Below are 22,439 nucleotides of genomic sequence, written 5' to 3' on the forward strand. Positions count from 1 at the left end.
CTTTATGAAAAGTGGTTTTAGACAATCCATGGCGTGGCTGCATACCTGGACAGGCATCTTAGTAAGTTGGCTGCTCTACTTTATTTTTGTGACAGGTACCTTAGGCTATTTTGATAGTGAAATTGATGCCTGGATGGCGCCAGAATTACCCCCCAATACTGCATCGGTAAGTGCATCGTTAAATACTGCTGATACCCACTTAAATGCTTATGGGCTTGATGCAAAAGAGTGGCGAATTTACTTACCAATTGTCAGGTCCGAGCCTCATTTGTGGCTAAGGTATCAACAGAAAAATGCCGACGGAAAACTCAAAAACGTCAGTAAAACCCTTAATGGCGAAAACGGCGAAGAGCTTATCCATCGTAAAACAGGCGGCGGCCAAGCACTTTATCGCATGCATTACCGCTTGCACTATTTACCTAGGCAGTTTGCCTATTACCTAGTTGGCATCTTTACCGCTTTTATGTTGCTTGGTTTAGTCACCGGTATTGTGGTGCATAAAAAAATATTTAAAGAGTTTTTCACCTTTCGCCGTAACAAAGGCGCGAGTTCGTGGCTTGATGGCCATAACTTAATGAGTGTAGTGAGCTTGCCATTTCATTTGATGATCACTTACTCAGGGCTGATTATGTTTATGTTTACCTACGTCCCCTTCGTATTGAATGCGAGTTACGGCTTTGGGGCTGAAAATAAACAACGCTTTTTTGATGATTATTACCAGCGCGGTGCGCCCAATAGTCCATCTGGTATAGCGGCAACTCCGCTAGGGCTAAATACCTTGTACCAAAGGGCTGAAGAAGTCTTAGCAAACAACAAAGATACTCGTCGCGCCATCGCCATTCGTGTTTATCATCCACACGACAGCAACAGTTTGGCGGTATTTTCCCTTGAGCAAAAGTCGCCAAGCGATGATGGTGGAAAGCTAATTTTGCATGCCACTACGGGTGCACTTTACCAATATACACCGCAGTATCAGGGAACACGTCATGTGCAGTCTGTATTTTTGGAGCTCCACGAAGGTATATTTGCTACCTTACCGGTGCGCTGGCTTTATTTTTTTGCAGGTCTTACAGGTTCAATCATGATTGCATCAGGCATGGTATTGTGGACCACCAAGCGCCGTAAAAAAGCGCTCACTAACCCACAGGGATTACCTTTTAGCTTTAAACTGACCGAAGGTTTAAATATTGGTACTGTTGTTGGTTTGCCTGCTGCCATTGCGGTGTACTTTTTAGCAAACCGTCTTATTCCTGTCGATTTTGCGCACCGTGCTGATTGGGAAATGCACTGCTTTTTTATCACCTGGTTCTGTTTTATTGCCTATGGCTGTTGGTTTAGCTGGCGTAAATTAGCGGCCGTTGCGTGGTATCGGCTATGGCTAAGTGCTGGCTTTTTATTTGTCCTAGTGCCTATGGTAAATGCCCTCACCACACACCGTGGTTTGATTGCCAGTTTACAAAATAAGGATACGCTGTTTGTTGCCTTTGATTTAGTCACTATGTTGGCTGCGCTTTGCTGCTTTACCATCGCAGCAAAGGTGAAAAAGCATCGCTTAACACCACTTCCAACATGCACCAATAACACACAACCCAAAGAGGCGACTGTATGAGTTTCGTTATTTCGCTTTTATTAATTTATCAGGCGCTGTGTTTGTTTTTACTCGCCATGCCTAAGTACACAAAAACCCTAGGTCGCGAGTTTAAACCGCTTGATAAACAAATTCGCTGTTATCGAGGTGGCGCATGGTTACTGATGGCTACTGCATTGCTTATTTTGAGTTTACAAATGGGAGTGGCAAATGGGCTTGTGGTTATCTTCGGCGCCACGGCATTGCTTGCTACTGTGCTTTCAGTAGCGTTTAAAAAAGCACCGTTTTTGTCGCTTTTTCCGGTTATTCCCAACAAAAAGCCAATTAATTTAATGATAACCAGTGTGTTATTACTGGAATTAACGCTCTGGTACTTTGTTTAGAGATAGCGATACGTGTTGCTTACACGTATCGCCCTTTTATTTTCGCTATTTTTTTGTACCAAAAATTTTATCACCGGCATCGCCAAGCCCCGGTAATATGTAGCCTTGCTCATTCAGTTTGTCATCGACACTGGCAGTATAAAGAGTAATATCTGGGTGAGCCTCTGCCAGCGCTTGAATGCCTTCAGGTGCGGCAACAAGTACCATGGCTTTTATCTCTTTTACACCGTGTTTTTTCAGTAAATCAATGGTCGCAATCATTGAGCCACCGGTTGCCAGCATTGGGTCAACCACAAGCGCTACACGCTTATCTAAATCGGATGTGAGCTTTTCAAAATACGGTACAGGCTCTAACGTTTCTTCATCACGATATAGCCCTACCACCGAAATTCGGGCACAAGGAATAACGGTTAATACACCTTCGTTTAAGCCAAGTCCTGCTCTTAAAATTGGCACTAAGGTTAATTTTTTCCCTGCCAATTGCTCGGTGGTCACATCGCCCTGCCATGTGGTTGTGGTGGTATCTTCAAGTGGTAAATCACGTGTTGCTTCAAAGGTTAAAAGGCTGCCAATTTCAGATACCAATTCACGAAACGCTTTAACGCTAATATCGTGCTGGCGCAAAAGCCCCATTTTATGACTGATAAGAGGGTGCTTTACCTCAACTACATTCATACTGTGCTCCAAACTTAATTATTGTTTTTTATAGTTTATCAAGCAGCTGTGGATCGATGAACTTTTTTTGCTTAGTCGAGTAAAACCGATTGGCTATTACGCGCGGTTAGCTTGTTAGTTCGGTTTTCGTTAATGTAGCTGAGCAAACGCTGTTGGTTGTCGGGAAATTCATTGGTGAAGGTACGTGCATGTCGGCACCCTTCAAATTGCCAAAACTGGCTATTTTCCCCTGCAAACGAATACAGCGCTTGGCCGCGAGAGATTGGGATTAGATTATCATCTTGGCAATGAGCAATCACCATATCAACGTCTGTAAGTGCTGTGATATTTTCTTTGGGCGCACGTTCATCACTTACCAGACTTGGAATTTTGTTACTAAACCATTTAGCAACTGGAATATTAGCCACTACATCATGGGCTAGATTTTGATAACTTTCGAAACTCGAATCAATCACTAAGAGATCAAACTGAGATTCAAGCTGGCTTTTTTCAAGCCCATCGAGTGCAATCGCACCGCCCATTGAGGTGGCAATAATCACTTTATGTGAATAATTTAAGTCAGCAGTTATCTCGAAAATAGTTTGCGCATCAAGGGCAAGATGCTGGCGTGTGGGAATACCCGTTGAAAGACCATAACCTGAATAATCAACCAGCAACACATCGTAGCCTTCATCAACCAACCACACTACCTTTTCAACGGTTTGTGTTAAATTGCCGCGGTTACCATGAAAGTGAATTACTAGACCAATCGGGTCATCAGTTAAATGGTGCTGTAAATGCAGGGTGTTTCCCGAGCGAGAACGGATAAAACTGTCTTTTACCGGATGGTGAAAGTCACTTTTATTAAAGCCAATGTCATCATTGGGGCTGTAAAGAAAATAATTAGTACTGCATCCTTGCAAGCATACGCATATTACCAGTATTAACCACTTCATACACACCTCAAGGTTGTGCTTTTATTAGTAGTTAATACGTGGTTATTTGAGGTTCAGTTCACTGCAATCAGTTAAAAGGCGTTTTTATTACTGCGTGGCGCGCCCATTAAAATGCCTAAATGGCAAACACATACCGATAAAAATGCGCTTAATCCCAATGCCCCACCATAGCCATTAATTAATGGCACTAAGTATTCAAACAGCAGTGAAAATATCAAAGCGGCAATAAATTGGGTATATAAGCCAAATCGTTTTGGCGCGCTCATACCAACAAAGGTGCTGCCAAAAAACACTAAGCTATAAAGCTCAACATTTAAATTTGCAGCGTAAAACACCAAATAAGCAATAATCGAAAGCGACGTTGACGCACGTATACCATCAAAGCGATTTCGCTTTGCCAGTAAAAATGTGGCCATCGCACCTATTAGGGAAATAATGATTAAATCTAAACTCATAACAGCCCTTTTAGTAATACAAATAGCGCACTGCACGTAAACGCGATGCCACCTAAACGCCCACCAAAACCTTCAAATAAATTAATACTTTTCACGTATAACACAGTGCCAATGGCACCGATAAATATAAACTCCCACGCACTACTGACGGTTGATACTGAGCACATTCCTGCAAAACAGCCAGTATATATCGCAGCGATTGGGTGGTGTTTGTAATCGTTTTTGAAAGGGATAAAACTGCTAATTAATGCCGGAATAGTTGCAGCAAGCACAATGGGTATATCAAAAATAGCATGCAGTAAATAACAGCTTACGCTGCCCAACAAAAATAGGCTGTAGATTAAAGGGATAAAGGCATTCATAAGTGAGTAGTGTAATTAAACTGTGCCTAGTTGAATAGTGTTTCTTAGTCGCTTCTCTTTGTAATTGTAAGCAAATTTGTTTTTCGCTAGAAAAACACAGGCAAGCTGTTTAAGCTGACATTGGGGCTATATTTTAAGGAAAGAATACAGATGCGCACGCATGCCATAGCAATGATCTGCATTGCATTTTCATCATTTTTATCACACACCGCATTTGCCTTTGATCGCGAATTACGTTCACCTCCGCGTAAACTCACAACTGAACAAGCAAGGGTTGCGGCCAATAATTATCAAAAATACTGTGCTCTTTGCCATGGTGAAAATCGCGAGGGACACAAAAACGATCACGCGCCTTCACTTCGCAGTAAAAGCTTAATGGAGTCTGGCATTGCCCATCAAATTTTAAGGCCTATGCAATATGGTCGTGTAGGTACGGCAATGGGTGGCTACCTTGATGAGGTTGGCGGCCCCATGACCTTAGCGGAAACCTGGGATTTAACCTATTGGTTATTTGAGCAAGCCGGATATGATAGATTAAAATTTTCCACCAATCCTGTTCTCGGCGATATAAAACGTGGTGAAGTTGTTTACCAAAAAGAATGTGCCAGTTGCCATGGCAGCAAAGGCGAAGGTGTGACTGGGCCTGCCATTATGAATCCTTCGGCGCTTGCGCATAATACCGATGAATTTATTCGCCACGCCATTGAAAATGGTAGGCAAAACACGCCTATGGTGGCGTTTAAAGACAAGCTTTCAAGTGCTGACATTGATAATATTACGGCGTTTCTTCGCAGTAAATCTCTTGGCTGGAGCGATGAAACACCGGTTTTAAAGGCGCTGCCTTCTCCTGAAGATTACATTATTAACAAACAAGGCGATGACCCTAACTTTGATTTAAAGAATGGCATGTATGTGCTTTCTAAAGACTTAAATGCTGCGCTTAATGCGAATAAGCGTATGGTATTGCTGGATACGCGTGTGACATCGGTGTGGCAAACTGCGCACATTGAAGGGGCGATTCCATTTCCTTACTATGCAGATTTGGATGAGACCGTTGCCGGTATTCCAAAAGATGTGCAAATTGTCGCTTATTGCTCCTGCCCTCGTGCTGCCGCAGATCACACCATAAATCGATTACGTCAACGCGGTTACACGCGTACCGCTGTTTTATGGGAAGGTATTTTTGGTTGGATGAATCAAGGGTTTCCAGTGAGGCGAGGTGATATTGAAGGGGTGAATGATTAACTTTTTACCCTACAGATAAAGCTTGAGTAACACGTCGGCATACTCTGTTGCCGACGTATTATTATAAAAAGACTAAAGGTGAATTAAGCCTTAACTGGTACAATACTCGCTAATGCTTGACTAAAATCCGTTACTTCAAGCTCAACAATATCGCCTTCTTCAGCCCAGTTCACACCGATTACAATATCATCTTCTTTGAGGTCTTCTAGCCAATAATCAAGCCAATCTGTAATTGAAATTTCGCTCGGTTCAAACTCTTGCCACTCTTGCACACAATGCACTTGAGCCAATTCTTTGGTTGACCAAACAGGCATTACTTCAGCATTTTCAAAGTTTGGAGAATCTAATACGACCCAATCTTCACTGGCTTTGTCTTGCAATGCCCAAACTGACTGAGCTGTTGTACTTTGAGTTAAAAATTCTGCAAGAATTTCACGTTGATTCGTTTCACTCATAATTTTCTCCACTATCTAACATGACTTTAGCGAGATTATACCCTTTATATGACAAAATTATCGCACTGTTATGGAGTTAAACTGTTTTCAATGAAAAAAGTGGTTTTGAATTACTTTGTAACAGATTTTCTATTTCATTTAGCCATCGTATTTTTTACGCTACATGTAATATCAATTTAGGGAAGAGCTATGAAAGATCTACAAAAATTAGTTGGCAGCCTAAATAAATCAGGTGCATTAAGCGGTTTTTTAGGGGGAGTAGCAGGCGGAGGATTAACCAGCCTGTTAGGCGGTAAAAAGTCAAAAAAGATGGGAACAAAAGCGGTTAAGTACGGTGCCCTTGCCGCCGTAGGAGGACTCGCTTGGAAAGCCTATCAACAATACAGCGAAAAAAGCAGTAGCGCGCAACAAACGGCTGATAAGCAAGCCTTTGATCAGGCTATGCAACAACGCCAAGGCGCAAACCGCTATCAATTTGAGCCTGCAGATATTCAGCAACAAACGTTTGAGCAAGTCGTTGAAGATGAAACGGGTTGTGGTCAGCTGCTACTTATGCGTGCAATGATTGCTGCAGCCTATGCTGATGGCCATATCGATGAAAACGAAAGACAAAAAATCTTTGCTCAAGTAGAACAAATGACATTATCAATGAACGAAAAGGCTATGTTATTTGATGAACTTAGAAAGCCCATGAGTTTGTCTGAACTTGTGGCATCAGTCCCCAATGCACAAACAGGTATCGAAGTGTATGCCGCAAGTGCCAGTGCCATTGATTTAAGCCAACAAGTATCGCAGCAATACTTACAAACTCTGGCAAATCAATTGTGTTTGCCACGGGAGTTGGTAAACAACATTCACCATCAAATTACACATGGCAATTAATCAATAAAAAACCAGAGTATTACTCTGGTTTTTTATTATTAAAACTGAGCTTAATTATTTTTTCAGCGGTTTATAATCATATTTTTGCCCAGCTATGGCTGCTTCGTACATCAAGCCACCTTTAGCGAGCGTCATCACTGCCATGCCTTTACGATAAACCGCTTTATTTTGCTTGGTTGAATCAGCGTCTGTGCCTTGGCTAGAGCTCAGCCCAGTAGAGCCAGCCTGCGCTTGTGCTGCTGCAGTAATGGCAACGGCCGATGCACCGGCGCCAAACTCAAAGTTGCCTGAGGTAAATTCATCAAACGCACGTTTGTCTTTAAAAAAGATGATTTGGCTATATGCTTGGCCACCTGCTTGAAAACCCAGTGATAATTGGCTCATGCTTGTTTTGCCGACAATCTTGCCTTGTTTGTAAACTTGCCCTTTACCATAGGCTGCGCCTAAGCCCAGCCCACCCTTACCTATGGTAGGAAAAACAGCATAGCCATAGGCATTATTAAAAAAGGACTTTGCTGCTGCCGATTGGCGGAAATTGTTGATTGTAATTTGATAATCATCGGCTTTTGCCACAGCGCTTAAGCTCATTAAACACAGTGACATTAAAACGGTTAAAAACTTACCCATGCTTTTGTCTCCTTTACGTAACACGCGAGCTTACTTAGAAGGTAAGCGTTAGTTAATCACTTTTTCGACTTTGCCATTGTGATAGGCATACTTTACCGAAGTCTTTTTATTGCTGATTAAACGAGTAAACAATACGCTCAGCGAAATAAACAGCACCACGGTTAACCATACAAACAGTACAACCGGTAATATCATTACGGCTAAAACTAACGATAAAATGACTGTTAAGGCTAAATATAGCTTAGATTGAAACATTGTTTTGTTCATAACGGTTTCCTTGTGTTGTAGCACTATTTTTAATCACGTTAACTTAATCTAGGCTTAATCATTTAGCTTAACGAAAAAAGTATTCAGCCAGGAGAAACTTACAGTACTCCTCTATTGTGTCATTACGTGTTTCATTACCTGTCGCAACCATTTATTTTTTTCATTAGCGCGTTTTCTTTTTTGCCAGAGCATGGCTATTTCAAAATCGGGCACCGCAATAGGTGGGGCAAAGCTGACCATCTCATTGCTCGGCAACACAATTTCTGCCATACGTTTGGGCACAATTGCTATAAGGTCTCGCTCTTGCAAAAGACGTTGAATTGTTAAAAAGTTTCGACTGGCAACGGTGACTTTACGCGTTAAACCAGCCTCAGCAAGCAAGTTATCAACTTGCGTCACTAAGCTGCCATCAGGGCTGACTATGGCATGTTCAATATTTGCGAGTTGTGCTTTTGTTATGGGTGCAATGCGCTGTGCAAACTCCTTATTGAGTAAACACACATGCTGCTCGGTATAAAGCGCTTCACTTTCAAAGGCATTGGGTAAATTAGGCATACTGCCTATCACTAAATCCAGCGATTCTTGTTCAGCAATGGTTTGATAGTTACTACGATTAACATTGATAAAACTTATTTGAGCATGGGGGGCTTCACCGCGAATTAAATCGTAAATCGCTGGCGCAAAAATAAATTCGGCATAATCCGTTAAGCCAATGCGGCATACACCTTGGTAACTGGCGGCTTCAAATGTATTTTGTGTCAGTACATTTTGCGAAAGACTTTGCAGCATGCCATCTATCAAGGGGTAGAGTGAATGCGCATGATCTGTGGCCACCATTTTGTGGCCAACTCGGACAAATAAATCATCATTTAGTAACGCTCTTAGACGTGCCAAACTGTGGCTCATTGCTGATTGACTCACACAGTGTTTTTCTGCCGCCAAGCTCACACTTTGATAGCGATACAAAAATGCAAAGGCCACCAGCAAATTTAAATCAACATTACGCCACTGGGTTTCATCAAAACGACTCACATTGCAATCCTATTTAATTCATAGTTATTAGAAATAACATTAATTTGTTTAATGTTACTGTTTTTTTTATGCTTTGCGCATTATTAATTAAATAAGCATGCATGAATTTATGCTCAGTATTTTTAAAACCTTCTTTTTACTTGGATGGGTCAGTTTTGGCGGACCCGCAGCGCATATCGGCTATTTTAGAAAAACTTTTGTTGAAAAGTATAAATGGTTAAGTGATGACGAATACGGACAACTCATTGCGCTTAGCCAGTTCTTACCTGGTCCAGGCTCAAGCCAAGTTGGTTTTGCTTTAGGATATAAACGCGGCGGTTTAAGCGGCGCAATCGCGGCATTTATAGGTTTTACCCTACCCTCAGTCGTTATTATGGTGTTGCTGGCAACCATGGCAAGTTCACTTACAGATAACTCCCTTTTTAATAGTGTTGTTCATGGTTTAAAGCTGTTGGCGGTATTGGTGGTTGCCGATGCAGCTTGGGGCATGTTTAACAGTTTTTGCAAAAGTAAACCCACAGCATTTTTGTGTTTTGTTACTGCTTTAGTAATGCTTTTAATGCCGAGTATCACATCACAATTTATTGTTTTATTAGGTGCAGCAATTTTTGGTGCAATAGCACTGAAAGGGACTACTCCGGCTAATACAGATTCATTTAAACCCAGCCTTATACCCTTACTTGGCTTTGTTGTATTACTGATTGGTTTGCCGTTTGTTAGTTATCTCGCCCCAGAAATCGCTCTCTTTAATGATTTTTATCAGGCTGGCAGTTTAGTGTTTGGGGGTGGTCATGTTGTATTGCCATTATTGCAAAATATTGTGGGGGATAAACTATCACAAGATGCGTTTATTACCGGTTATGCTGCAGCGCAAGCAGTACCGGGCCCGATGTTTACATTTGCCACTTACATCGGTTATGAGCTATTTGAAAACGCACCAATATCTGGCGCATTAATCGCCACACTTGCCGTGTTTTTACCTGGGTTTTTATTGTTACTCGCGGTATTAAAAGACTGGCAAATTCTTGCGGCAAAGCCACGTGTTGCAGGTGCCCTTACAGCGGTTAATGCTGCTGTTGTGGGCTTACTGATTGCTGCACTTTATCAGCCTATTTTTATCAGTGCGGTTGCAGCACCAAAAGATATTGCCATGTTGCTAGTAGGCGTATTTTTACTTAAGCAACTTAAGTTACCTATTATCGCGTTAGTTGTGTGCTTTATGCTTGGTGGCATTGTACTGCCCTATATTTAAATCACTTACAGCTCCTGTTAATTGCGCTCGCATACAATTTAACTTATGCTAGCGCCTTTTTGGTTGGCCAATATGATCTGTTCTCAATGCCAAACAGCATTTTCGTGTACTAGTAAAGAAGGCAAATGTTGGTGCTTTTCCTTACCTACAATTTTGCCTGTTAAAAAAGGTCAAGATTGCCTGTGTAAAGACTGTTTAATTGACAAAATTAATGCTGAGCTTGAAACCTTGTATAAAACGAAAACAAATAAAGAGCTAGTGCAACTGGCTGCCAAATATCAAAACCAATTTCCTGTGGCTAAACTTGATTATTACTTAAATGAAGAAGGCTTTCGCGTGATGACTAAGTGGGCCCATTTAAAACGTGGCTATTGCTGTGGAAATGGCTGTAAACATTGCGCTTACTGAAATGAAAATGTGCACCATGCAATATGATGCACTGACAAAATTAACGGTAAAACGCTTCAACCGTACCTTTTGACTTAATTAACATTGGTTGGCCAAAACGATCTAGCGCTTTTGGTGCTGCTGTTTTAATCCAACCTTCGCTAATGCAATACTCTTCAACATCTGAACGCTCTTTGCCGTTAAAGCGAATACCAATATCGAGTTTTAAAATTTCTTCCGAGTAGAACTTGCTGCGCGGGTTGATTGATAGGCGATCTGGTAATGTTGGTAATTCAGTTTTATCGTTCATATTTCTTTCTTAGTTAATCTCATTTAGATGATTGCGACATTGTAGGTAATTGGTGCAAAGCGCTCAATAGCAAAGCGTAATTTAATCGCTTTGAGGCCATGTTTCGTACTCCTAAGAAATAAACCTTTACACAAAACAACTTGTTAGCAACGAGTGATTACTTCTATAGTTAGATTAGCAAGCTATTCATTGCGGTTTTACTTTTTATAAGACGTAAGGGAGTTCGCGTATGGCAGTAGCATTAAACAATCAGTGCATCTCGTTTTACTTACTTAAACCTGAAACTTACCTGTTTGGTAAACACTATTTTATTCGCAAAAAAATTAAAGCTGCGGGTTTAAAAATCATTGGTAAGAAAAAAATAAGTCTCTCATTCAATGACTTAATGGCGCTTTATCCAAATCTGATGGCACGGATTACCATGTCATTAAGAGTGCCATTTCTAATGGACTTAGACATGTATTTTGTTGAAGGTGAAAACGTTGTTTCACGTTTAAATTCGCTGAAATACGATATTCGCCAGGAGTTATCTGGCGCTAAACTTGGCGGCTTTTTACATACCCCAGATAGCCCGCAAGAATTAAAGCAGCATCTCTCAATTTTATTAAAAGAAAGCCCTCAAGCTTAAACACCAAACAAAAAGAGCAGCCAAATGGCTGCTCTTTCAAAATATAACCAAAGTTACTTAAGCGGCATTATCTTCAATGCCAACAATGATCCAAGGTGCATCTTGCGCTGATAAATTGCGCTCAAGGTGCCACACTTCATCAATTGGCTCTTCTTGTTTATCACCTAGGTCACGGTACTTACCACGAAAACGCACGCTAATTTCCCACAGCATCGGCGATGTATTTGCACGAGCAAGCTCGGCATCAATAAACATCACTTCGGTTGCAACTTCCGTTACCTCAGCACGCTCCGCTTTTAGTTCAGCCAATAATTGCTCACTTACATATTCTGAAATCACATCAAAATTATTGTCATTCCATGCTTTTTGCAGCGTGTGGTAGTGCTCTCGGGCGCCTTGTAAAAAGCCGTTTAAATCAAAGTTAATTGGCAAGTTCATCGGTACAGATTGGCTTTGACCAAACCCTTGCGATTGAAATTGCTGTGGCGCTTGGCTTGGTGCTTCTTGCTGCCCAATAGGTGGCATGCCAGCAAATTGCCCTTGGCTTTGCGCTTTTTTAACCATCATCATTTTGAATAGTTTAAATAACACAAAGGCTACAAGTGCCATTAGAATGAAGTCCATAAACTGGAAGCCTTCAAAATCGCCGCCTAACATTGCAGCGATTAAGCCACCCGCGAGTAAACCACCTAAAATGCCACCCATTAGGCCTTTTTTAGATGATTTTTTAGCGGGTAGCGTTGGATTAGTAGTATTAACTTGTTCTTTTTGCTGTGTTGTTGTGGTTTGCTTTGTTTTGCCTTTACTTTTACTGCCGAATTTCTTGCGTGCATCAGCGTCAAAAGAAAGCGTTAAGGTAAGTGCGATTAACGCGAAAAACCATGCGAATTTTTTCATTGAATTATTCCGTATAAAAATGCTGTGAGCATTCTAAAATTCACATTTTGATAGTCAATAGTTCCATTGAGATTTAAAACGTTAAAATTAACCAAAGATAAGTTAAATTTATTTTAAACTGCACCACAATGCTGTGGTGCAGTTTTTCATTTTTTTAGTGGCAACATGCTTTATTTGGTGTGTTGATATGTTTTTTAAGGGTGTTATTTAACGCTGCGGTTTCTTGCTTGGATGCATTTCGCTCACTAAATCTATCCACCATAAAGCTATCATGATCTCTTAATAAATACGTAAAACGCATCAACTCTTCCATCACATCAACCACTCGATTGCGATAATTTGACGCTTTCATCTCTCCTGAAGGTTCAAACTCTTGGTACACCTTAGCAATAGATGATTGGTTGGCAATGGTGAACATGCGCATCCAGCGTCCTAAAACACGCATATTATTTAACGCATTAAAGCTTTGAGAACCACCACTGACCTGCATTAAGGCCAGTACCTTACCTTGTGAAGGACGCACAGCCCCTGATGATAACGGCAACCAGTCAATTTGATTTTTAAATACTGCTGACATATTGCCGTGGATCTCAGGTGAGCACCACACTTGCGCCTCAGACCAATTAGCCAACTCGCGTAATTCTTGTACCTTATTATGAGAGGCCGATTCATCATTATCAAAAACGGGTAACCCTGTTGGGTCAAAGATACGAACTTCGGCGCCCATTTGCGTTAAAATGTCAGCAGCTGTGTGTATTGCAAGCTTACTGTAAGACGTATCACGCAAAGAACCGTATAACATTAACACTTTTGGTTTGTGTGTACTCAGTGCTTTGATTTCAGGTTTTAAATTGAATGTTTCGTTACTTAAAAAGTGCATAGTGACTACCTTTATTAATTCATTTACACCTCTTAAGACGAGCGACATCACGAAAAGACGAAAATTTTTCGTCCTACTGTGAAAATTGACGTCTTATTTGTACACTTTGTAGTAATAACACTAAGGCAGTAAGTGACAATGAACATCGAACATGTCTGGCAAGATTATCAGCAAGCATTAAAAAGCTTTCTTCATACTAAGATTGAAAATAAAGCAGATGTTGATGATTTAATGCAGGAAATTTTTATAAAAACCTACCAAAATTTGCATTTGGTTAAGGACATTAGCAAGGTCAAATCGTGGCTTTTTCAAGTTGCCAATAACACCATCATTGATTTTTATAGAGCACGTGCCAAACAGCAAAACCAAACTGAAACACCTCAAATATTGGCCGACAATGAACAAGTCAAACATGACTTAATGAATTGCTTAGCGCCATTTATTCAAAACTTGCCGCAAGAGCAGCAAGCATTGTTAATTGCAGTGGATTTGGAAAATGAAGAGCAAAAGGCCCTAGCGGAGAAAATGGGGGTGAGTTACTCCACATTAAAATCTCGCGTTCAATCAAGCCGAAAGGCGTTACGTGCATTATTTGATGAGTGTTGCCACTTTGAATTTGACTATTGTGGCAAAGCGATTGATTACCATCGTAAACCTGAGTTCACTAAGTTTTAATCTTATTGCAACGATTTAAAAGGACTTAAACGCATGATGAAGACACCAACAAACACCTATTTACTATGGCTTTGTTTACTTAGCGTGACGCTAATAGGCTGTTCAAACCCCGTTTCAAAGAATATTAAACGCGATACAAACTCAACGTTACACTCTAAAACAAACACAAAACATCTGCTTTATCAGCAGTTAACTGAGTGGCAAGGCGTGCCCTATAAGTTGGGAGGCACATCGAAAAAAGGCATCGATTGTTCAGCATTTGTGCAAAAAACGTTTATCGATCGCTTTGGTTTTTTATTACCCAGAACGACCGCACAACAAGCACAGTTTGGTACAGAAATTAATAAAAGAGAATTACAAGCGGGCGATTTAATTTTCTTTAAAACAAGCTACAAAACACACCATGTTGGCATCTATGTAGAGAACGATCAGTTTATCCATGCGTCCACCAGCAATGGGGTCATGTTATCTTCTATTACAAACCGGTATTGGAAAAACGCTTTTTGGCAAGCAAGGCGCGTTTCATATTAACCATTTTATTAAGTATTGGCTTTGGCAAGTAAAAAAGAGTGAATGTTTTCACACTCACTCTTTGAAAGACTATAACAACTGTTAGTTCTAATACTTGATAAATGTATTAAAAGTTAACAGTCACTTCATTTGAGCACACATCACCCGCTTGACATACTTTATAAGTAAAGCTGGTTTCTGTTACGCCGCGGCTAAAGTCACGGTAAACACCATTGTTTTCAACTGTATCGAAAAGCACACCATTACGGTAAATATCAACCATGCCTGGTGCTGCGCCATCAATTGTTAGTTCAACACGCATAAAGCCTGTACGTGATAAGTTTGCACGTTTTACAGCCACTTCAATGTCTACATCAGAGATAATAACTTCTTTGGTTACCGTGTCTGATAAGCCTTCTGAATCGGTTGTTGTTAACGTCACATTGTAAGTACCTGCAGTTGCAAAAGCATGAACAGGACTTGCTTGCGAAGAAGTATTACCGTCACCAAAATCCCAAGCGTACGATACAATATCGTTATTTCTATCAGAGCTGGTATTTGTGAACATCACATTATAACCATCACGCTCAAATGAGAAGTCAGCGACTGGTGCAACAGGCGCAACATCACCAATGGCACTAAATGTAAGTGACCAGTTATCTAATGAACCATTGTCGGCGTTAAATGTATCAACAACACTTAATGTCCAGTCACCCGCTGCATTTTCGCCGTTGAAAATAACCGCTTCATAAGTCTGGTTAATGTCATCTGCGGCACCGCCTGACTTATTATGCAACGTGGTCACTGTGCCCGATGGCGATGTTAATGTAACAACCAGATCGCCGATATATGTGTGGGTAATGTTTACTGTGGCTAACGTATTAAAAATCGTTAGCTCATCAGCAACAGTAATGGTTGATGTTACCCCAGCTGGATCGTTGTCTGGGATTGCAACACTGGTATCATTACCATAGCTAAAGTCTGTTAAGCCTTGTGGATTAACATACAAGTCCACAGCACTCGTTTTTTCTAGGTCGCCACTTTGGCCTGTTAAAGTAAAGCTGTATTCCCCCCAAGGGGTCTCACCTGTTGTAGGTACACTGAGCGTGACCACTTGACCCGGTGTTGCACTGTCGGCAGAGAGAGAAGCACCTTCAAGCGTACTTTCTAAAGTAAGGCTAACAACATCATTCCACTCAGCCACTGAAGCGATTTCAAATTCATAAGTCGCTGTATCACCAGCAGTAATGACTTGTGAAGTTGGACGTGTTACAAATCTGAAACCAGGCTCTGGGTTAGATTGCTCAACCGCAGATAATGCATTTAAGCGGTTACCCGATACTGTTTTACCTTGTAATGCTGCATTTGCATCGCCCGAATTCATCAACAAATCTTTTAACTCTTGAAAGTTAAGTGTTGGATTAACTGATAACGCAAGCGCAGCAACACCTGCTACATGAGGAGTTGCCATTGATGTACCTGAATACGTCGCGTAGCTATTACCTGGAACAGTCGATAAAATATTTGAACCAGGCGCACCTAGATCAACACTGGTTAAACCCCACTGTGAAAAGTTTGACATGTTATCTGAGTGATCAGTACTTGCTACTGCAAGCACGCTGTCATGTTCATAACTTGATGGGTAATGCGGGTTCGCGTCATTATCAACAGCATCATTACCTGCCGCTGCTACAAATAAAATATCCGCTTGTTCTGACGCTGTAATAGCATCTGCGAGTGCTTGGCTATAGCCACCGCCACCCCAGCTGTTATTCAACACTTTAACATCGATGCCAGCTTCTTTTAGACCTACCATGTAGTTTATACACTTGATAGCATCAGATGTTGAGCCTGAGCCCGATGCTGATAAGAACTTACAGCCGACCATTGAAACGTGATGGTTAACACCAACTACACCAAGACCGTTATTGCCTGTTGCACCAATCGTACCTGCAACGTGAGTACCATGGCCTTGATCATCCATTGGATCGCCCGAGTCAGTAATCGCATTGATACCGTAAATATCATCAATGTAACCATTACCGTCATTATCTATTCCATCACCTGGGATCTCATTAGGGTTTTGCCACGCGTTTGCTTGTAAATCTTGGTGCAAGTAGTCAACACCAGTATCAATAATACCGACTACAACCTCATGGCTACCAGTTGAGATATTCCATGCTTCAGGTGCATCAATATCCGCGTCATTTGCACCGCCAGTTTGACCTGTATTGTTTAAACCCCATAGGCTTGAGAATTGAGGATCATCCGGTAAATTGTTAATCGACACAACATAATCCGGCTCCACATATGCAACAGCAGGATGGTTCTGTAGTTTTAAAATTGCGTCTTTAGCCGAGGTTTTGTCCAATGAGTATTGGGCTAATCGACCCGCTAAAATATGTTTGTAGCGATCATCGATTTCATCAAGGTTGGCATCTGAGATTTTTGCAGTAACTAATTTTCTCGCCGCAGCCTTTTCAGCCTGCTTTGCATTTTCTTTATAAACAACAATTACAGAATTTGGTTTGTAACTGTGACCACTTTTTTTGTCTGGCGAAATCATTGCTGACGCACTTGCTAACATCGGCAGCATCGCAATAGTTAATGCGGAAAGTTTTGCTTTCATTATTGAAATTCCATTTTTATATAAATGTACGCTCGCAATGCGAGCACCTATCTCAACTTTCAGCAGTCTAAATTTTTAAGCAACTTTTCTATCAAACACAGATATTTGTCAGCGGGCAAGCAAGAAAGTGAAAATATTTCCCAAGCATAGATAAGTAATTGATCTTAAATAATTAGTATATTTAAAAATTTCAATTCACTAAAAAAAGTAAGGGCTTTTATGACTAGCACTTTTTTGGTAGAAGCAAAGTAATAATTACGTCATCAATTTGTAAAATTAGATTTAAAACACTGTTTTTTAAGTAGTTTTAAAGAAGCACAAATTTGACTGATGGTGTAATAACTGAGAAAAGGTGTACTTTATTTTTCGTCGTGTTCCAACAAAGTTAAATGTGATGAAAACTAACACAGGTAATAGTCCTATTTGCAACAGCTCATTGTGTAAACAATTTGCAATGAACATAGCCATGCTTGTAGGAAGTGTATTGTTAGTGCCAACCGTTTTAGCTCAGGACCTTCAAGAATCACCTCTTTCACTCAGTCTAAATTCTTCCCTGCAATACCGAGTCGGTGCGCAACAGCACCAGGTAGTTGTCACTCAGTACGGGATATTAAACAAAGCAACAGTAAACCAAATAAACGAAGCGTCTAATCAAGCACATGTTGTTCAATTTGGCAGTAATAATTACGCTGAATTATTTCAGTTCGGCAGCCAAAACGTTGTCAATCTTTCTCAACAAGGGAATAACAACTATGCCGAAATACTTCAGCAAGGTGATGCCAACATTGCCAACATTTCTCAGGCCGGAGAACAAACATTCAAAGTACAACAGATTGGTAATGGCCTTGAAGTTAATGTGACGTTTCATAAGCAATAATTACAAAGGAGATACTCCGTGAATAAAAAATTATCGTTAGTGACTTGTGCTGTGGCATTAGCACTTGGTTCTGCAAGCGCTGCTGCAAATACAAAAGATGAAAGTGCATCGGCAAAAGCAAATAACACGATTAAAAATGTTGCTAATACTATGATTATCAACCAAACATCAGGTACTGGTGTAGCGTTTGGTAACGATTTAGTAGCATTACAAGAAGGTGACTTACACTATCTTGAAACTGATACACAAGGTACAGCAAATAGCATGGAAACAAGCCAAGTGGGTATGGGTAATATTTTATTACTGAGTACACAAGGCAACGATAATGCAGAGTCATACAATCAAAATGGTTCAAACCACATTGCAGTAAGTGATGTGACGGGTAATGCCAACCAAATTAACGTTTCGCAATCTGGCCAAGATTTCTTTGGTATTTCTAATGAAGCAATCAATATTGTGACTGGTGACAACAACGATATCACAGTTGAACAAGGTGATGGCGGTCATTGGGCTTACAACACAGCAATGGAAGGTAATGACAATAGCGTCTACATCAATCAGTCTGGTGTGTGGAACGAGACTCGCCTAGACAGTGTTCAAGGTGATATGAATGACATCGAAGTTGAACAATCAGGTTTTTGGAATGTTACAGCGGTACAAGAACTGACTGGCAACAATAACGAAATCGAAGTCATGCAAGAGGGTGATTTACATCGCGTAACGATTGGTTCGGTATCAGGTGATGACAATGACATTAGCATTGATCAAGAAGGTGTAGAAAACGAGTTCACAGCAGCATTAATTGAAGGAAATGATAATACCGTTTCTATTGACCAAGAAGGTGTTGCTAACCGTTTCGAAAGTACACTTATTATTGGTGAAGACAACGAACTAGTGGTTGAGCAACGTGGTGAAGGCAATGAGTCTAGCAGCGATGTTATCGGTAATGACAATGATTTCCAAGTTACCCAACTTGGTAATGCTAACACGTCTTATGTGGGTGCGATTGGTGATAACAATGAACTAATTGTTCATCAAGATGGTGACAACAATGCCAGCCACTTAGCACATTTCAATGGCAGCGATAATGATGTTGAAATTACCCAAGTAGGTAACGAAAACAGCAGCTACATTCAGTCTTCGTATCCTGACCAATCGCTTACCAGCTATAACAACCAAATTACGGTTCAACAGCTGGGTAATCAGAATGAATCTGCGGTTACATTTAGCACAGCGATTGATAGTAACGACAATACCTTAGATATTGCACAAGATGGTGACATCAACTCGCTAGACCTGTTAATCGAAGGCAGCGGTAATATGCTTAACATTGCTCAAACAGGTAACTACAACATGGTTGGCGGTATGGGCACGGGCGCTTTCTTAGTACAAGGCTCTGATGTTGAGTTAACAATTAACCAAGTTGGTGATGGTAACTTAGTTGATGGTGGTATTTATAGTGCTTCTGGCAGCGTAACAGTGACACAAACAGGTGACTACAACACTGCAACTATCATTCAACAGTAATTTATTGAGGTGAGGGCCTGTTACTACAGGCCCTATTTTATGAAGTTTTTAATCACATTTGTCATATCAATCGCACTAGTAGTGTTACCAATGCATGCAATTGCTAACAGCGATGATATTGAAATTAGTGGATTATTACTGGATCGCACTTTAAGTCGTTCTGGTAAAGAGTTTTATCATAAATTCAGTCTGCTATGGCAAGACATGCCAAGTACAACAGGTATTAATGTTGTAATTAAAGAAGCGGTCGTTCCAAGAGCTGGCACAAAGTTGTTTGTTGAAGTGAATTCAAAAGCCATTTATGCCACTTATATGGGAAGACGCATAGAGCCTGTGGAAGATAAAGTAGAACAAGCAATTTTTGCCACAATCGATGCAATAGCAAAATCACAATTTGTTGAGCAAAGTGAAGATTTAGCAAGTAGTGGATGGTAACGGATAAATGAAAAAAATAATAATACTTGGCAGCTGGATGCTGCTTTTCTCAGCACATGCAATATCAACTGAGTTGGTGTATACCCCCATAAATCCAAGCTTTGGTGGCAGCCCCCTAAATGGCGCCATGCTCTTAAATAAAGCCCAATCACAAAACAAACACCGCGCTCCTGTCAGTGAAAAAACCTATGCTGAAAAGTTTCAGGAATCACTTGAACGCGCATACATCAACCGTATGGTTCGTGAGATCACTGATCTTGCTTTTGGTGAAGGCGTTGAAGACAGTATGTTTAATCAAGATTCTATTTTTATGAGTGGTGATTATGAAATACAAATTTTGACCAGTGGGAGTGACTCAATAACGGTGCAAATTACCAACACCGTGACAGGCGAAGTTGTGGTTGTTGAAGTGCCGAGGTTTGGTTAATGATGTTACGAATTATTTTAGCCTGTTTATTAGTGATTATTTCGGGGTGTAGCACCATAAAAAAGACCCTACCACCGGATCTTGAACTCGCACAACAACTTGAAAAAACGCAAACATTCAGTGAATTATCGAACTTGCCACAACCAGCGGGCAGTATTCCTGTTTCTGTCTATTCATTTCGCGATCAAACTGGGCAATACAAGCCACAAGCAAATGTAAGTTCTTTCTCAACCGCAGTTACACAAGGTGCCAACTCAATTCTTGTTCAAGCATTACATGAATCTGATTGGTTTATTCCAGTCGAACGCGAGGGCTTACAAAACATTCTCACCGAACGTAAAATCGTGCGCGCAGCGCTCTCAAATAAAGAAGAAGAAAAAACGCAGCTGCCACCACTCACAACTGCCAAGATTATTTTAGAAGGTGGTGTAATCAGCTATGACTCCAATGTTAAAACTGGCGGTCTAGGTGCGGAATATTTTGGCATAGGTGCGTCTGAATTATATCGTGAAGATGTGATTTCGATTTATTTAAGAGCGGTTGATGTTCGCACTGGTCAAGTGCTGTTATCAGTAGCAACCACTAAAAAAGTGCTCAGTTTAGAAATGCGAGCGGGATTTTTTAGGTATGTTAGCTATAAACGCCTTGCCGAAGCCGAAGCAGGCTTCAGTGAAAATGAGCCGATGCATATTTGCGTAAAACAAGCGATTGAAAAAGCGCTGACAGAATTAGTGCAAAAAGGAATAAAGAAAGGGGTTTGGAGCACAAAAGAACAGACTCAGCAACTGGCAAAAGCTAAGCTACAAAAACAGCTGGCGGCGCAAAAAGCAGCGGTAAGACACAAACAAGTAGTAAAGTCACCACTACCAAGTATTAGTTTTATGGTGCAATTTAGAACAGCGACAGCAGATATTGAACCTGTTTACACACATCAGCTTCAGCAAATTCTAGCACTGTTATCTCAACAGCCATCGGCGCATGTTGAACTATTTGGTTTCGCGGACAAACGTGGCACAAGTGACACAAATAAAACCCTATCTTTATCTCGTTCACAAGCAATTGCCAGCTACCTCATTAACAATGGCATCGCACACGAGCGAATAAACATTATGGCAAGGGGTGAAAATGATGCGCAATATGCTCAGCATGACAATGAGGGGCTGTTTTTCGACCGTCGTGTAATTATTAATGTAAAAGCCAGTTAAATTCCCTTTTCCTAGCATAAAAAAAGCGCATTCACTGCGCTTTTTTTTTTAGCTTTGATGGCTGATATCAATGCCACCTTTAATACTCGCTGGCAAAAATTGTTGCGCCCAATTGACTAATTCTATTCGATTACGCGCTTTGGTTTTTCTAAAAGCACTATAAAGGTGTGTTTTTACGGTATGGTCACTGATATGCAACTGCTCGGCGACATCTTTGTTTTGGGCACCTTGAGAAATTAAACGAATAATTGTCCGTTCGCGATTAGTTAATTTATCCAACACATCACTTTTGCCTTGGCACTGTTTTCGTTTTGGCTGAGCTGCCAATAAACTGGAAAAAGCATGGCAAATTTCACCGCGCTTAAACCACAACTCATTATTGAGTACTTTTTGAATTCCTTTAAATAATAAGTCAGGGGTATCGTCTTGATAAAACACCCCTTTTACATTAGCGAGCAAAAGCAATTGCTCACAAATATTCTCTTTTTCGGCGTTGTAAACGAGCACATTTTGTTTCGTGGCCAGTTCCATTAATGTGCTGGGTAACATATCGTTCCAAGGTGCCCCTTTTGCACAAATTAAATATAAATCAAACTGTTTTTCAATATCTAAACAGCTTGGAAACACAGATTCAACCTTAACGTTAAAACACAGTGTCTCTAGCACTTTTAATACAAGGTTAGCGGAGTTTTGTTGCGCATGAGATGCGACTTGTAAGTAAACTTTTGAATCCATTCTAGTCACTTAAATCCTTTTAATTTTCTTAGAATAACTTTTCCAGACTATTTCATTTTAGATGCTCTGTAAAACAATAAGTTATATCATTTTGTAATTAAAACAGGTACTGAAATATTTTTAGCTTTGTTCGGTACCACACCATTTAATGACTGTTCT

General features: G+C 40.6%; 27 protein-coding genes and 1 pseudogene. 15 read left to right on the forward strand and 13 right to left on the reverse strand.

Features of this window, described 5'->3' with window-relative positions; all coding sequences use genetic code 11:
- The first annotated feature begins 4 nt into the window (after positions 1-4).
- Together OM33_RS20005 and OM33_RS20010 are read left to right on the forward strand one after the other, a co-directional pair.
- Positions 5-1,609, forward strand: a complete 1,605-nt coding sequence (locus OM33_RS20005; protein WP_052141208.1) for a PepSY-associated TM helix domain-containing protein — start codon at positions 5-7, stop codon at positions 1,607-1,609.
- The gene (locus OM33_RS20010) at positions 1,606-1,971 is read left to right on the forward strand and encodes a DUF3325 family protein (RefSeq protein ID WP_040136225.1); all 366 of its coding nucleotides are present in this window, start codon (positions 1,606-1,608) and stop codon (positions 1,969-1,971) included. The genes OM33_RS20005 and OM33_RS20010 overlap by 4 nt, the downstream gene beginning before the upstream one ends.
- Positions 1,972-2,016: 45 nt before the next feature.
- On the opposite strand, the gene upp is transcribed toward OM33_RS20010, so the two are convergent.
- The 4 genes from upp to OM33_RS20030 form a co-directional block, all read right to left on the reverse strand.
- Positions 2,017-2,646 carry a uracil phosphoribosyltransferase gene (upp, locus tag OM33_RS20015; protein ID WP_040136227.1) on the reverse strand — a complete coding sequence of 210 codons (630 nt, stop codon included), beginning with the start codon at positions 2,644-2,646 and terminating at the stop codon, positions 2,017-2,019.
- 71 nt (positions 2,647-2,717) lie between these two features.
- Positions 2,718-3,581 carry an alpha/beta hydrolase gene (locus OM33_RS22205; RefSeq protein WP_052141209.1) on the reverse strand — a complete coding sequence of 288 codons (864 nt, stop codon included), beginning with the start codon at positions 3,579-3,581 and terminating at the stop codon, positions 2,718-2,720.
- 71 nt (positions 3,582-3,652) lie between these two features.
- On the reverse strand, positions 3,653-4,036 hold the full coding sequence (locus OM33_RS20025) for a hypothetical protein (protein WP_040136229.1): 384 nt from the start codon (positions 4,034-4,036) through the stop codon (positions 3,653-3,655).
- On the reverse strand, positions 4,033-4,362 hold the full coding sequence (locus tag OM33_RS20030) for a hypothetical protein (RefSeq protein WP_324607049.1): 330 nt from the start codon (positions 4,360-4,362) through the stop codon (positions 4,033-4,035). The genes OM33_RS20025 and OM33_RS20030 overlap by 4 nt, the downstream gene beginning before the upstream one ends.
- 186 nt (positions 4,363-4,548) lie before the next feature.
- On the opposite strand from OM33_RS20030, the gene OM33_RS20035 reads away from it, so the two are divergent.
- Positions 4,549-5,643, forward strand: a complete 1,095-nt coding sequence (locus OM33_RS20035) for a c-type cytochrome (protein WP_081991233.1) — start codon at positions 4,549-4,551, stop codon at positions 5,641-5,643.
- A gap of 83 nt (positions 5,644-5,726) precedes the next feature.
- Here OM33_RS20035 and OM33_RS20040 read toward each other — a convergent pair whose 3' ends face one another.
- Positions 5,727-6,098: a DUF2750 domain-containing protein gene (locus OM33_RS20040; protein ID WP_040136232.1), complete on the reverse strand. Its 372-nt coding sequence runs from the start codon at positions 6,096-6,098 to the stop codon at positions 5,727-5,729.
- Between the two features lie 189 nt (positions 6,099-6,287).
- Here OM33_RS20040 and OM33_RS20045 point away from each other — a divergent pair, with 189 nt between their 5' ends.
- Positions 6,288-6,980, forward strand: coding sequence for a tellurite resistance TerB family protein (locus OM33_RS20045; RefSeq protein ID WP_040136234.1), 693 nt, complete (start codon positions 6,288-6,290; stop codon positions 6,978-6,980).
- Between the two features lie 54 nt (positions 6,981-7,034).
- Here the strand turns inward: OM33_RS20045 and OM33_RS20050 are convergent, their stop codons facing one another.
- From OM33_RS20050 to OM33_RS20060, 3 genes are all read right to left on the reverse strand, one after another.
- Positions 7,035-7,607, reverse strand: a complete 573-nt coding sequence (locus OM33_RS20050; RefSeq protein ID WP_040136235.1) for a YSC84-related protein — start codon at positions 7,605-7,607, stop codon at positions 7,035-7,037.
- Positions 7,608-7,655: 48 nt separating this feature from the next.
- Positions 7,656-7,874 carry a hypothetical protein gene (locus OM33_RS20055; RefSeq protein ID WP_040136237.1) on the reverse strand — a complete coding sequence of 73 codons (219 nt, stop codon included), beginning with the start codon at positions 7,872-7,874 and terminating at the stop codon, positions 7,656-7,658.
- Positions 7,875-7,985: 111 nt separating this feature from the next.
- A complete protein-coding gene (locus OM33_RS20060; protein ID WP_040136239.1) occupies positions 7,986-8,906 on the reverse strand; it encodes a LysR family transcriptional regulator in 921 nt (306 codons plus the stop codon).
- Positions 8,907-9,015: 109 nt separating this feature from the next.
- On the opposite strand from OM33_RS20060, the gene chrA reads away from it, so the two are divergent.
- Both chrA and OM33_RS20070 read left to right on the forward strand, forming a co-directional pair.
- Positions 9,016-10,158: a chromate efflux transporter gene (gene chrA, locus OM33_RS20065; protein WP_040136241.1), complete on the forward strand. Its 1,143-nt coding sequence runs from the start codon at positions 9,016-9,018 to the stop codon at positions 10,156-10,158.
- Positions 10,159-10,230: 72 nt separating this feature from the next.
- Positions 10,231-10,566 (forward strand): DUF5522 domain-containing protein, encoded by a 336-nt coding sequence (locus OM33_RS20070; RefSeq protein ID WP_052141281.1) that lies wholly within the window; start codon positions 10,231-10,233, stop codon positions 10,564-10,566.
- A 40-nt stretch (positions 10,567-10,606) separates the two neighbouring features.
- On the opposite strand, the gene OM33_RS20075 is transcribed toward OM33_RS20070, so the two are convergent.
- Positions 10,607-10,855: a DUF3297 family protein gene (locus tag OM33_RS20075; RefSeq protein WP_040136245.1), complete on the reverse strand. Its 249-nt coding sequence runs from the start codon at positions 10,853-10,855 to the stop codon at positions 10,607-10,609.
- Positions 10,856-11,084: 229 nt separating this feature from the next.
- Here OM33_RS20075 and OM33_RS20080 point away from each other — a divergent pair, with 229 nt between their 5' ends.
- Positions 11,085-11,483, forward strand: coding sequence for a hypothetical protein (locus OM33_RS20080; RefSeq protein WP_040136247.1), 399 nt, complete (start codon positions 11,085-11,087; stop codon positions 11,481-11,483).
- 57 nt (positions 11,484-11,540) lie between these two features.
- On the opposite strand, the gene OM33_RS20085 is transcribed toward OM33_RS20080, so the two are convergent.
- Positions 11,541-12,380 carry a Tim44 domain-containing protein gene (locus tag OM33_RS20085; protein ID WP_040136249.1) on the reverse strand — a complete coding sequence of 280 codons (840 nt, stop codon included), beginning with the start codon at positions 12,378-12,380 and terminating at the stop codon, positions 11,541-11,543.
- Positions 12,381-12,534: 154 nt separating this feature from the next.
- The gene (arsH, locus tag OM33_RS20090) at positions 12,535-13,260 is read right to left on the reverse strand and encodes an arsenical resistance protein ArsH (RefSeq protein WP_052141210.1); all 726 of its coding nucleotides are present in this window, start codon (positions 13,258-13,260) and stop codon (positions 12,535-12,537) included.
- Positions 13,261-13,398: 138 nt separating this feature from the next.
- Here arsH and sigZ point away from each other — a divergent pair, with 138 nt between their 5' ends.
- Entirely contained in the window at positions 13,399-13,935 is a 537-nt protein-coding gene (gene sigZ, locus OM33_RS20095) for an RNA polymerase sigma factor SigZ (protein WP_040136251.1), read from the forward strand.
- 33 nt (positions 13,936-13,968) lie between these two features.
- Positions 13,969-14,466 (forward strand): NlpC/P60 family protein, encoded by a 498-nt coding sequence (locus OM33_RS20100; RefSeq protein WP_040136253.1) that lies wholly within the window; start codon positions 13,969-13,971, stop codon positions 14,464-14,466.
- A gap of 106 nt (positions 14,467-14,572) precedes the next feature.
- Here the strand turns inward: OM33_RS20100 and OM33_RS20105 are convergent, their stop codons facing one another.
- The gene (locus OM33_RS20105; protein ID WP_199922565.1) at positions 14,573-17,074 is read right to left on the reverse strand and encodes a S8 family serine peptidase; all 2,502 of its coding nucleotides are present in this window, start codon (positions 17,072-17,074) and stop codon (positions 14,573-14,575) included.
- 394 nt (positions 17,075-17,468) lie between these two features.
- Between OM33_RS20105 and OM33_RS20110 the strand changes: the two genes are divergently transcribed.
- The 6 genes and pseudogenes from OM33_RS20110 (at position 17,469) to OM33_RS22845 (ending at position 21,545) form a co-directional block, all read left to right on the forward strand.
- Positions 17,469-17,951 carry a minor curlin subunit CsgB gene (locus OM33_RS20110; protein ID WP_040137039.1) on the forward strand — a complete coding sequence of 161 codons (483 nt, stop codon included), beginning with the start codon at positions 17,469-17,471 and terminating at the stop codon, positions 17,949-17,951.
- A gap of 18 nt (positions 17,952-17,969) precedes the next feature.
- Positions 17,970-19,478 (forward strand): autotransporter outer membrane beta-barrel domain-containing protein, encoded by a 1,509-nt coding sequence (locus tag OM33_RS20115; RefSeq protein WP_040136257.1) that lies wholly within the window; start codon positions 17,970-17,972, stop codon positions 19,476-19,478.
- Between the two features lie 39 nt (positions 19,479-19,517).
- Positions 19,518-19,913, forward strand: a complete 396-nt coding sequence (locus OM33_RS20120; RefSeq protein ID WP_040136258.1) for a CsgE family curli-type amyloid fiber assembly protein — start codon at positions 19,518-19,520, stop codon at positions 19,911-19,913.
- Between the two features lie 7 nt (positions 19,914-19,920).
- Entirely contained in the window at positions 19,921-20,340 is a 420-nt protein-coding gene (locus OM33_RS20125; protein ID WP_040136260.1) for a curli assembly protein CsgF, read from the forward strand.
- Positions 20,341-20,342: 2 nt separating this feature from the next.
- A pseudogene (locus tag OM33_RS22840) lies at positions 20,343-21,110 on the forward strand (CsgG/HfaB family protein); the annotation flags it as partial.
- 111 nt (positions 21,111-21,221) lie between these two features.
- Complete coding sequence (locus tag OM33_RS22845) at positions 21,222-21,545, forward strand: OmpA family protein (RefSeq protein WP_234402786.1); 324 nt, start codon at positions 21,222-21,224, stop codon at positions 21,543-21,545.
- A 48-nt stretch (positions 21,546-21,593) separates the two neighbouring features.
- Here OM33_RS22845 and OM33_RS20135 read toward each other — a convergent pair whose 3' ends face one another.
- Positions 21,594-22,280, reverse strand: coding sequence for a helix-turn-helix transcriptional regulator (locus tag OM33_RS20135; RefSeq protein ID WP_234402745.1), 687 nt, complete (start codon positions 22,278-22,280; stop codon positions 21,594-21,596).
- Between the last annotated feature and the right edge of the window lie 159 nt (positions 22,281-22,439).

It is taken from the genome of Pseudoalteromonas piratica (assembly GCF_000788395.1).
Lineage (GTDB): Bacteria > Pseudomonadota > Gammaproteobacteria > Enterobacterales > Alteromonadaceae > Pseudoalteromonas > Pseudoalteromonas piratica.